The sequence below is a fragment of the Vibrio sp. R11-SG3-ISO3-SZ genome (genome assembly GCF_059834345.1).
Genome location: NZ_JCBDGX010000126.1, coordinates 1 through 11,143 on the forward strand (window position 1 = coordinate 1; position 11,143 = coordinate 11,143).

The 11,143-nt window shown below is 46.6% G+C and carries 11 protein-coding genes and 1 pseudogene; 2 read left to right on the forward strand and 10 right to left on the reverse strand.

Features of this window, described 5'->3' with window-relative positions; all coding sequences use genetic code 11:
- Positions 1-220: 220 nt before the first annotated feature.
- Both AC6R1O_RS14965 and cysB read right to left on the reverse strand, forming a co-directional pair.
- Positions 221-1,447: a methyltransferase gene (locus AC6R1O_RS14965; protein WP_500632691.1), complete on the reverse strand. Its 1,227-nt coding sequence runs from the start codon at positions 1,445-1,447 to the stop codon at positions 221-223.
- Positions 1,447-2,421 (reverse strand): HTH-type transcriptional regulator CysB, encoded by a 975-nt coding sequence (cysB, locus tag AC6R1O_RS14970; protein WP_334552562.1) that lies wholly within the window; start codon positions 2,419-2,421, stop codon positions 1,447-1,449. The genes AC6R1O_RS14965 and cysB overlap by 1 nt, the downstream gene beginning before the upstream one ends.
- Positions 2,422-2,715: 294 nt before the next feature.
- Here cysB and AC6R1O_RS14975 point away from each other — a divergent pair, with 294 nt between their 5' ends.
- Together AC6R1O_RS14975 and miaE are read left to right on the forward strand one after the other, a co-directional pair.
- Positions 2,716-3,477, forward strand: a complete 762-nt coding sequence (locus AC6R1O_RS14975) for a DNA repair protein (RefSeq protein ID WP_334552563.1) — start codon at positions 2,716-2,718, stop codon at positions 3,475-3,477.
- Positions 3,478-3,542: 65 nt separating this feature from the next.
- Positions 3,543-4,322 (forward strand): tRNA isopentenyl-2-thiomethyl-A-37 hydroxylase MiaE, encoded by a 780-nt coding sequence (miaE, locus tag AC6R1O_RS14980; protein WP_500630321.1) that lies wholly within the window; start codon positions 3,543-3,545, stop codon positions 4,320-4,322.
- A gap of 56 nt (positions 4,323-4,378) precedes the next feature.
- Here the strand turns inward: miaE and pyrF are convergent, their stop codons facing one another.
- The 8 genes and pseudogenes from pyrF to AC6R1O_RS15020 all read right to left on the reverse strand — a co-directional run.
- Entirely contained in the window at positions 4,379-5,074 is a 696-nt protein-coding gene (pyrF, locus tag AC6R1O_RS14985; protein ID WP_500630322.1) for an orotidine-5'-phosphate decarboxylase, read from the reverse strand.
- Between the two features lie 69 nt (positions 5,075-5,143).
- Complete coding sequence (gene lapB, locus AC6R1O_RS14990) at positions 5,144-6,313, reverse strand: lipopolysaccharide assembly protein LapB (protein WP_334552566.1); 1,170 nt, start codon at positions 6,311-6,313, stop codon at positions 5,144-5,146.
- A 32-nt stretch (positions 6,314-6,345) separates the two neighbouring features.
- Positions 6,346-6,624 (reverse strand): lipopolysaccharide assembly protein LapA domain-containing protein, encoded by a 279-nt coding sequence (locus tag AC6R1O_RS14995; RefSeq protein ID WP_500630323.1) that lies wholly within the window; start codon positions 6,622-6,624, stop codon positions 6,346-6,348.
- A 160-nt stretch (positions 6,625-6,784) separates the two neighbouring features.
- Positions 6,785-7,066 (reverse strand): integration host factor subunit beta, encoded by a 282-nt coding sequence (gene ihfB / locus AC6R1O_RS15000; RefSeq protein ID WP_011080796.1) that lies wholly within the window; start codon positions 7,064-7,066, stop codon positions 6,785-6,787.
- Positions 7,067-7,270: 204 nt separating this feature from the next.
- A complete protein-coding gene (rpsA, locus tag AC6R1O_RS15005; protein ID WP_334552568.1) occupies positions 7,271-8,941 on the reverse strand; it encodes a 30S ribosomal protein S1 in 1,671 nt (556 codons plus the stop codon).
- Between the two features lie 103 nt (positions 8,942-9,044).
- A complete protein-coding gene (gene cmk / locus AC6R1O_RS15010; RefSeq protein WP_334552569.1) occupies positions 9,045-9,725 on the reverse strand; it encodes a (d)CMP kinase in 681 nt (226 codons plus the stop codon).
- Between the two features lie 329 nt (positions 9,726-10,054).
- A complete protein-coding gene (locus AC6R1O_RS15015; protein WP_334552570.1) occupies positions 10,055-10,387 on the reverse strand; it encodes a ComEA family DNA-binding protein in 333 nt (110 codons plus the stop codon).
- Between the two features lie 160 nt (positions 10,388-10,547).
- A pseudogene (locus AC6R1O_RS15020) lies at positions 10,548-11,143 on the reverse strand (peptidylprolyl isomerase); the annotation flags it as partial.

The following is an 11,143-nucleotide window of genomic DNA, read 5'->3' on the forward strand; positions in this document are numbered from 1 at the left end:
CTGGCCAGTACTGCGGTGGCAAAGATTTTACCTGCTTTCATCTTAACTCCTTGATATAAGCAATAACGATGTTGTGTTTGTAATTAATGAGGGTGTGCTTGTAATAGTTATACCCATGCTTCATGTATGAGCATGGTATTCATTATTACCAACAAGGTGATGAAAAAGGAAGCAACTTTTAACAGTGCAGTAACAAAAAAGAGAGGCGGGTAGACTTCAGTCACGACTGACGTTCAGCATGGATTAAAATGTTGCGCGGCGTGGTTTCTCTCGAACAAAATTCGCCTACGTAGACACGGTATCCGTTCTGCTCTAGGTAGAGCGCTTTGTCCATCACTAGCCACAGTTCAAGCACACGGCGAAAAACTTGCTGACAAAGACTCAATCGCTCCATCTGCCAATAACGCCTCATCCCCTGCTGTTCATAGTCAGCAAAGTCAACGCTCGGTAATTCTATCCCCTTTTGTTGACATGCCCAGTGACAAAACGACTCAAAGCCTTCGGATAACTGTGATTTTTTTACACTGGGGATCGGCTCATAGTGACGATAATCCAACGCTTGACGAAACAGACAATCGAGACCTAATCGATACCTCATTTCCAGTTGGCGATGGCGTTTGACTCGCTCGCCGCCAGTCACGGTTTCTTGTAGCGGGATCCGCAGTTCTTGCTGGGTTAATCCAAGGCTTGATGCCTTTCCTTGAGCCGAGAGAGCTTGATAGGTCTCACCTTCGATTAAATGATAACAGCAAGGTGATAAGGTTATAGCGGGCAGCTTTGCGGCAATGGACTTGTGCATGAGTGAAACGTGTAAATCACCACACGCGTGAAGCGCCACCGCGTGTTGATTGGGCTTTAGTACCGATTGGCTTTCGTTGCTCAATGCATCGCCTTGAACAAACGTCATCGTCAAGCCCATCTGATCCGCTTCCGTTTGCCCAGATAGACAGAGAGCCGCTTGGTACTCGAAACTGGTGACGTTTTGCTGAGACTGACTCGCCAATATACGGCCAAGGTAACCCTTGCCCGAACACCACTCCAACCATTCATCACCTTTATGATGCGTTAGCGCTGCAGTGCCCATTAAGGTGATCTGTCGAAGTTTTCTGCCGGGGATCCCTTTCTCTAATCCGCGAGGCAGTGACACGCTCTCAACGTCTGTCGATAGATGGCTCGCGGTAGGTAGTGAATAGAGCGATAAATCGGTAAGCGCTTTGATACTGCCTAGCTCAGGAAAATGTAGCGTCATCGCGGCGAGCAGCGCATCGGTATCCGATTTGTACTGCTCAATTTCTTCTTCCGACAAGGTATCTAACCAATGGCAAAGATCGGGGTTAATCGCTTGCCAAGGTAGAGAAGAGGCGCTGCTCGCGAGAAAAGGCTCAAAACGCCAATAGACTTGATGTTGGCGTAAATAGTCATCCAGCGCTTGGAAGTGCCTCTCGATCATCGCACTGGCAGTTCGATGTCTTTAAACATCTCTTCAATTTCGGCGTTGGATTTTAACGTCAGAGCTTGCTCAACCACAGGGCGAGTCAAGTGCGGCGCAAAGCGCTCCATAAAATCAAACATGTAAGAGCGCAAGAAGGTACCACGACGGAACCCGATACTGGTGGTGCTGGCGCCAAAGATGTGGCTTGCATCGATGGAAACCAAATCGGTATCCTGAGTTTTGTCAATCGCCATGCTGGCAATCACGCCGACTCCCATGCCCATTTTTACATAGGTTTTAATCACATCTGCATCGGTCGCAGTGAACACGACTCTTGGCGTTAAACCAACCTTATTAAAGGCCGTGTCGAGCTCAGAGCGGCCTGTGAAGCCGAAGACGTAAGTCACCAGAGGGTATGAGGCAAGATCTTGAATGGTCACCTGAGCTTTCTGCGCCAATGGGTGATTTTTAGGTACCACAATAGAGCGATTCCAGTGGTAACACGGCAACATGATAGCATCTTGGTAAAGGTGCAGTGCTTCCGTCGCAATGGCAAAGTTGGCAGTGCCTTTCGCAATCGCTTCTGACATTTGCGAAGGGGTGCCTTGGTGCATGTGAAGGGAGACTTTAGGGTATCGCGCCGTAAACCCTTTGATCACATCCGGCAAGGCATAACGCGCTTGGGTATGGGTCGTTGAGATATTGAGCGTGCCCATCTCCGGGTGAGTGTGCTCACCGGCGACCGCTTTGATGCTTTCAACGCGCGCGAGGATCTCTTGAGAAATACGAATAATGTCTTGGCCCGCGCCCGTTACCTGGGTAAGGTGTTTGCCGCTGCGCTCAAATATTTGAATGCCGAGTTCATCTTCAAGTAATCGTACTTGTTTACTGATGCCAGGCTGCGATGTATAAAGACTTTCCGCCGTCGCGGAGACATTCAAATTGTGATTGACCACCTCAACAATGTACTTCAATTGTTGTAATTTCATTCTCGACCTCGTATTCCCTTACCTACGCACGGCAAGTGCCAACATATTTTATAATATTTAGTTATAACGCCTCTAGGCTTAAAATAATAGTCCTATGCTTTAAATGCGACGCAAAAGCATAACCAAATTGGATTCAAGCGGATGTTTTGCAAGCAGAGGCACAGATTTGCTCAGCAGTTGATGTTTTTCATTACTTTAAATAATCTGTTGAGTAATAATATAAAAAAGTGTCTAGCGGCGATGGATCATGTATCCTTAACTGCTAACCATGACGGAACATAAGATACGGAATTTATGAATATTGGTTTAATCATAGCGCTCGTTGCCATCTTGTTGGTTCTCGTTCTTGGCTACAACATTATGCTTCAGTATAAAGTGAAAGTTGAAACGGCCAAGAAACAAGAAAGCTCACGTTACCTGCAAATCATTGATGCAACAGAAGAACTTATCGGTCACGCGCACCACCTTCCTTATAGTAAAGAGCTACTCGTTTGCTTAAACAATCGTATCTTAGATTCATTGCAAAGCATGTATGAACTGGATCCGAAGAACAAACAATTGGAACAGCGTGTTGAATCCGTCAAACAACAAATTGCTCAATTGAAAAATAGTGAGTCAGGTGAGAGTACCGCTTTCAAGGTGCCAACCAGTGACAAACAAGCCATTGTGATGCTTAAGCTAGTGAAACGTCTTCGTGATACCGTTCGCAGCGAACATAACAAAGGACGCCTAGACACTCAGACTTTCGTCACTGAGAACGCGCGTCTGGAAACCATTCAGATTCGCATCAATATCGAAAATGTTATCAAACGTTCCAACGATGCCATCGTACGTGGCCAACCGGGTACCGCGATTCAACTGCTGCGCAAAGGCTTGGATGCATTAAGCACCAAAAATGACGCTTACTCCAACCAAGCGAGAGAAAAGCTGCAGGAGATGTATGATCAGCTTGAGCAGAAACGTCAATCACGCAACGCGGAAGAGTTACACCAAATCGAAGAGAAAGAACGTCAAGACGATATGGACGTGCTCTTTGGTGCCAAGAAAAAATGGTAATATAATCAGTTATCACCCTTTTCAAAGGTCGCGGTTGCGACCTTTTCTATTTAAACAGATACCCCATGTCAGATTTAGCTCAATACCAGGATTTACTCTCTCCCATCCATCAATTTCTTCATTGTCACACCCCGGACGAGTGGGTCAACGAAGCAAGTAAACCAGAGAACCTAAAAACCGTGTTGATCGACCACTTGCTTTGCGAGCTAAAGGCAGGTCAGTCGGCGATGTACTTGATTCGAAAGTATGCGGTCGACCCATCGAGTGCGACTGCGTTACTTGAATGGTTCAAGCCCTATGAAGATTTCGCCTATCGTCAAACGGGTAACCTAGAGACACTGAAAGGCAAAAGCAACATTACCAAGTCAATCATGGCGAAATCGGATTCAGCCTACAGCCAAGCGCTGATCGATAAGATGGTGTTACTGATCAAAGAAGAGTTGCACCACTTCTATCAGGTGCTGGAAATCATGGAACAACGAGGAATCACGTACGAGCCGATTCCTGCCAGCCGATACGCAAAAGGCCTTATATCAGAGATGGCAACGCATGAGCCGCAAACACTGATCGATAAATTGATCATTGGCGCATATATCGAGGCGAGATCGTGCGAACGTTTTGCCAAACTGGCGCCATTAATGGATGAAGATATTGGTAAGTTTTATATTTCCCTGCTCCGCTCAGAAGCGCGTCATTATCAAGACTATCTCGTGCTCGCTGAGGAGATCGCAGGCAAAGACATCTCAGATCGCATTCACTATTTTGGTCAGAAAGAAGCCGCGCTTATTTCATCACCCGATGCTGATTTTAAGTTCCACAGTGGCGTACCACTTTGCGCCGAATAACCCCAAGAACGCACAAGGCCAGCAATTTGCTGGCCTTGTTAGTCATACACTATGATTTAAGCCAATGTGGCGTTGATCTCTGCCAACACCGCCGCAGGGTCGCTCGCCTGCGTGATAGGGCGACCAATCACCAGATAATCTGACCCTGCTTGAATGGCATCAACAGGCGTCATAATACGCTTCTGATCCCCCACTGCTGCGCCCGCTGGTCTAATGCCTGGTGTGACCAATTTAAAGTCACGACCCAACTCACTCTTAAGCATGCTCGCTTCTTGCGCCGAACAAACAACACCGTCCAGCCCAGAATTTTTAGTGAGCGTTGCAAGGCGTACCACTTGCTCTTTAGGCGCGACATCCAATCCAATGCCCGCGAGATCTTGCTGCTCCATACTCGTTAGTACAGTAACTCCGATGAGCAGCGGGCGATCTTTGTCATAAGGCTCCAGTATCTCGCGTGATGCCGTCATCATGCGTTCACCGCCACTGGCGTGAACATTGACCATCCATACCCCCATCTCAGCAGCAGCGCGAACGGCCTTGGAGCAGGTGTTCGGAATGTCGTGAAACTTGAGGTCGAGAAAAACAGAAAAGCCGCGCTTGTGCAGCTCATTGACGAAATTGGGACCAAAGAGAGTAAACATCTCTTTACCAACTTTGAGTCGGCAAGACGCTGGGTCGATTTTATCAACAAAAGCCAGTGCGTCAGCTTGGTTGTCATAATCCAGCGCAACTATCACTTTTTGGTCGATCATTTCATCTCCTAATGTATCTATAAGTCGAAAAAAAGCAGCGGGATCGCCGCTGCATTTAAAAATTTATGGCTATTCGCCATCCAATCCTCGAATGGGCTTAATCGTGCCCCACCCTTTACATGATGGACAATGCCAATAGAGGGAGTGGGTTGAAAATCCGCATTTACGGCAACGATAGTGAGGCTTCACTTTTAACTGTTCACCCACCAACTTTTGCAGGGTTGCCAAGCTCGCTTTCGCGCGGCCCTCTTCTGCCTCCGCTAGATGATAATCCATCAAGCGATAAAAACCTTTCATTGTTGGGTTTTTAACCAGCTGCCTTGTGAGCAATTCTTGCGCAGCTCCTGCGCCTTCATGCTTGGCCACCAACTGAGCCAGCATCAGTTCCGCTGACACACCCGCTTTGTTGGTAATACAACGGCGCAAAAAATCCAATAGCGCTTCTTGATCACCAATATGGTGATAGCACTCCGCCAACGTCGGCAACACTTCACTGACAAAGTCGCTGTCTTGTTCAAGCACTTGTTCAAGGTAGTGAATGGTTTCAGCGTAATTTTCAGCATCAAGAAATAGACGCCCGAGCGCCAAAGAGGCTCGTACGCATTTGGGGTCTTCAGATAAAGCGCGCTTATAATGTTGCGTGGCTTTGTCGATGTTCCCCTCGAGCTTTTCTTGCGCTGCAAGCTCACACCAAAAATGCGCGATGCTACTGCGCATACGCTTACGCCCCATCTTAACGAGAAGCGTGGCGTATTCTATTGCTTTGCCCCACTCTCGTGTCTGCTGATAAATCGCGACCAGTTGGCCTAATGCCGCTTCTCTATGATCGGGCTCGTCCACGAGTTGTTCAAAAATCTTTTCCGCTCTATCGAGAAAACCCGACGCCATGTAATCTTTGGCTAACTGCTGCAACGCGATATTTTTCTGGTCGATGGTCAGCCCTGAACGTGAGATAAGATTTTGGTGAATACGAATCGCTCTATCCACTTCACCACGAGAGCGAAAGAGATTACCTAATGCTAAATGGGTATCTATGGTTTCATTGTCAACTTGGAGCAGTTCGATAAAGTGGTCGACCGCCTTATCGGACTGATCGGACAGCAACAAGTTTAGACCCGTCACGTACTGACGGGAAATCTGATTGGACTGTTTCTGCTTGTCTTGCTGGGCACTACGGTTACCCATATACCAACCGTAAGCGGCGGCAATTGGCAATAACAAGAAGAGTATTTCTAACATCGAGTGAAGAGCCTACCTAACGACTAAGTGTATTATGCGTTTGACTGCTCTGGTGTCGATTCAGCCGGAGAGAGTTTCTTGACCTGGCGTTTGAGTTTACGAACTTCAAGCTGAGAGCGTAAATGTAAACTGCCAAAGATGATCCAAGCAATCACAAAGCCAACGACAAATACCACGCCAAGTAGGGTTGAAAGATGGAATTCACCTTGAGCTAATAAGTAATTGAAGTTCACAACCTCTTGGTTTTGCGAACCTAATGCCAGCGCGACAAGAAACAGAGCCAGTACGATAACAATTTTTATAATTTTCATCTTCTATCACCTGAATGGACAAACGCTGCTACGATTATGCAGTAAAACCACTGAACAAACCATGGTTATCTCGGGTTTTCATTTTATAAAAAAACGGCATACCTAATGTATGCCGTTTTTTTATACTGCCTTCATCCGCTATGAATAAGGCAGTGAAAATCTATCCAATATTTACGCGTTCACGTAATTCTTTGCCCGGTTTAAAGTGGGGAACATACTTACCTTCGAGTTCCACTTTATCGCCTGTCTTTGGATTGCGACCCACACGAGGCTCACGGTAGTGCAAAGAAAAACTGCCAAAACCACGAATTTCAATGCGGTCACCACTTTCCAGTGTTGACGCCATGTGCTCGAGAATATCTTTTACCGCATCTTCAATTTCTTTTGCTGAAAGATGGGTCTGCTCAGCACAGAGTCTTTCTATCAATTCAGACTTAGTCATAGTATCCCTCGTAGAGTAATTTATCATTTATTATAGTTACTAATAGTAGTTCCAACAAACACTTGCTATCAATTTTAGACAAGATTTCGTCAGTTTGTGTAGTCTTCGCGACAATTTCGTACGATTTCTACAAATTGGACACTAGGTCACTGATAGGCAATAAAAAAGGAGCCTTTCGGCTCCTTTTTCTAACTATCGACGAGATTACTCGCCTTTAGCTGCTTTGAAAGCGTCAGCCATAGCATTACCGAATGAAGCATCGTCTGCTTTGTTCAGTGTAGCCATTGCTTCTTGCTCTTCAGCTTCGTCTTTCGCTTTGATAGACAAGTTGATTACGCGGTTCTTACGGTCAACGCCAGTAAATTTCGCTTCAACAGTGTCACCAGCGCTTAGGATTAGAGAAGCGTCTTCTACGCGGTCACGTGAAACTTCAGATGCGCGGATGTAACCTTCTACGCCTTCTTCAAGCTCGATAGTTGCACCTTTAGCGTCTACTGCAGTTACAGTACCGTTAACTAGAACGCCTTTCTTCTTCTCTGCAACGTAAGCATTGAATGGGTCATTTTCCATTTGCTTAACGCCTAGAGAGATACGCTCACGCTCTGCGTCTACTGCTAGAACAACTGCAGAGATCTCGTCGCCTTTCTTGTACTCACGAACCGCTTCTTCACCAGCAACGTTCCAAGAGATATCAGATAGGTGAACTAGACCGTCGATGCCGCCTTCTAGACCGATGAAGATACCGAAGTCAGTGATAGACTTGATCTTACCAGTTACTTTGTCGCCTTTAGCTTGCGCTTCAGCGAAAGACTGCCAAGGGTTAGCTTTACACTGTTTCAGACCTAGAGAGATACGACGACGCTCTTCGTCGATTTCAAGAACCATAACCTCAACTTCGTCGCCAACATTAACAACTTTAGATGGGTGGATGTTCTTGTTAGTCCAATCCATTTCAGAAACGTGTACTAGACCTTCAACGCCTTCTTCGATTTCAACGAAACAGCCGTAGTCAGTTAGGTTAGTTACGCGACCAGATAGTTTGTGACCTTCTGGGTAACGCTTAGCGATTGCTACCCATGGATCTTCGCCTAGCTGCTTAAGACCTAGTGATACGCGAGTACGCTCACGATCGAACTTAAGAACTTTAACTTGGATCTCGTCACCAACGTTTACGATCTCAGAAGGGTGCTTAACGCGCTTCCAAGCCATGTCAGTGATGTGTAGTAGGCCGTCAACGCCGCCTAGGTCTACGAATGCACCGTAGTCAGTAAGGTTCTTAACGATACCTTTAACTTCTGCGCCTTCTTGTAGAGTTTCTAGAAGCTCATCACGCTCAACGCTGTTCTCAGACTCGATTACCGCACGGCGAGAAACAACAACGTTGTTACGCTTCTGGTCAAGCTTGATAACTTTGAACTCTAGCTCTTTGTTTTCTAGGTGAGCAGTGTCACGGATAGGACGTACGTCTACTAGAGAACCTGGAAGGAAAGCACGGATACCGTTTAGTTCAACAGTGAAACCGCCTTTAACTTTACCGTTGATGATACCAACAACAGTTTCAGCTTCTTCGTAAGCTTTCTCAAGTACGATCCAAGCTTCGTGACGCTTCGCTTTCTCGCGAGAAAGTTGAGTTTCACCGAAACCATCTTCAACAGCGTCTAGCGCTACGTCTACTTCAGCACCCACTTCAACTTCAAGTTCGCCAGCAGCGTTCTTGAACTGTTCTGCAGGGATAGCAGACTCAGACTTAAGACCAGCGTCAACAAGAACGAAACCGTTCTCGATAGCTACTACAGTACCTTTAACGATGCTGCCTTGTTGGAATTCTGTTTCGTTTAGAAACTCTTCAAAGAGTTGAGCAAAAGATTCAGTCATTTAGTTAATCTTCAATAAATTAAACGTCCACGGGTGTCCTACCACATGGGGTTATTAAATTCGCTAGTCATCATCCATGCGACCAACGCTCTTACCTAGCCGCCTAAGCGACTAGCTTCGATTCGATATATTGTAGTGCCTTTTCTACCACTTCGTCGATACTCATCGAGGTAGAATCGAGCAAAAGCGCATCCTCTGCCGGGCGCAATGGCGCCACAGGGCGATTACGATCTCTGTCGTCTCGCTCTTGGATCTCGCTCAAAAGGTCGTCAAATTTAACATCTAAGCCCTTGCCTTGCAACTGTTTGAGGCGACGATTCGCTCGCTCTTCAGCGCTGGCATCGAGAAAAATCTTCACCTCAGCTTGAGGAAAAACGACAGTGCCCATGTCACGGCCATCGGCCACTAAACCCTTGCCCTCAGCAAAGGCGCGTTGGCGTCTCAGTAGCGCTTCTCGTACACGTGGTAAAGCGGCCACTTTTGATGCGGCCATACCTGTCTCTTCTTTGCGAAGTTCGCGAGAAACATCTTCCCCTTCAAGAATAACGCGCACCAAATCGCCTTCTGCAACGAACTGGACATCAAGATGAGTCGCAATCGGCACCAGTGCATCTTCAGATTCTAAATCGACACCATGATGAATAGCAGCCAAGGCTAATACGCGATAGATCGCGCCAGAATCGAGAAGATGAAAGCCTAATTTTTTTGCTAACAGCATGCAAAGCGTGCCTTTACCCGCACCACTTGGTCCATCAACGGTCACGACCGGTGTATGAGACGACATGTTTTACTCCAAGTCTATTGACGGTCACCGCGGTGATCTCCACAAAACACACGTTCAAATGGCAATGGCTCATGATTAAAACGTGACAACGTTGAAGTGAAGAGCAAAGTGCGTTGACCTTGAAATTCGGCGACAAATTATATACTCATACGCGTATTTTCGCTAGGCGGGATCGGGTGATAGTGCATTTAATTGGATATTGTTACAGAATGAAAATCTTTATCAGCTATAAAGAAGTGAATAAAAACCTACTAGAACTGCTGAGAGTGGGCATTCCTCTCTAGTAGGTTATTGATGCTTAAAAGGTCACATCGGTTGAACGATCACGCTCAAAGCTTTATGCGATCCGCATTTTTTGTCACGATCGCCTCACCAATCCCTTTTACCTGGGTGAGATCATTGGCTGCACTAAACTTTCCGTTTGCTTGTCGATACTCTACGATAGCCTGAGCTTTCTTTATCCCAACCCCTGAGAGCAAATCGGCCAATTCTTCTGCACTGGCTTGATTGATGTTAACCGTTATTTCTATTCCCTCATACTTATCTGGTTGCTTTTGCTCATTGGCAAAAGAGAGTGGACTGGTCACAAAACACAGCGTAATCGCTGCGACAGAAAAGACGCTTTTCAAGCGTGCTAAAAGTGGGGATGCTTTCCCTCGCATAGGATCTCCTTAGTTCACTGAATTACCGCTACTAGAGTAACGTGCGTATCCTCAGGAGAAAGTGCGAAAAGTAGAAAACATAACGGGCTGCAGATGCAGCCCGTTATGATGAGATTATCAATTACACGGTTAGCGTGCGATGCCTCGCACGCCAGCGGGATTATTGAGCCACCGCGTAATACTCGATATCGTAGGTTTTACGAAGAATACTCACCAGTCCACTGAGTTCTTGTTGTGAACTCGTCTGAAGCAGTTGATTACCAATTTGAGTATTAAATTGAGCGTCGTACTCACTCGAGACTTGGCTTAATTCAACGATCACAATGTCGCCATTAAGGTCTTTGGTCTGAGCGTAATGAACTTCACCCGCTGCAGGTTTTGGCAACGCAAATACCGTCTGAGCATAAGGAGAACTGCGATCGATGGTTTCTACGTCTGAGAACGCCAGGCCATTCTCTTCCAATAGTGATGCGTCGCCTTGCTCTAACTGTTCGGTCATTGCTTTAGCAAGTTCAATGGCATTTTGTTCACCTTTGACTTTAGCTAGCGACACCATCAACTGTTCGCGGACTTCACTAAGCGGCAGCAGTGTTTCATCACGACTCTCTTCAACACGCACCACGATAATGTGCTCTGGAGCAATCTCAATCGCTTCTGAGTTGAGGCCGTCTTCTTTCACTTCAGGGCTCATGATGGCTTGCATGACGGCTGCCGATCTTAGCACCTCAGGCGCGTCCACTTGCGAGATGAAATCCG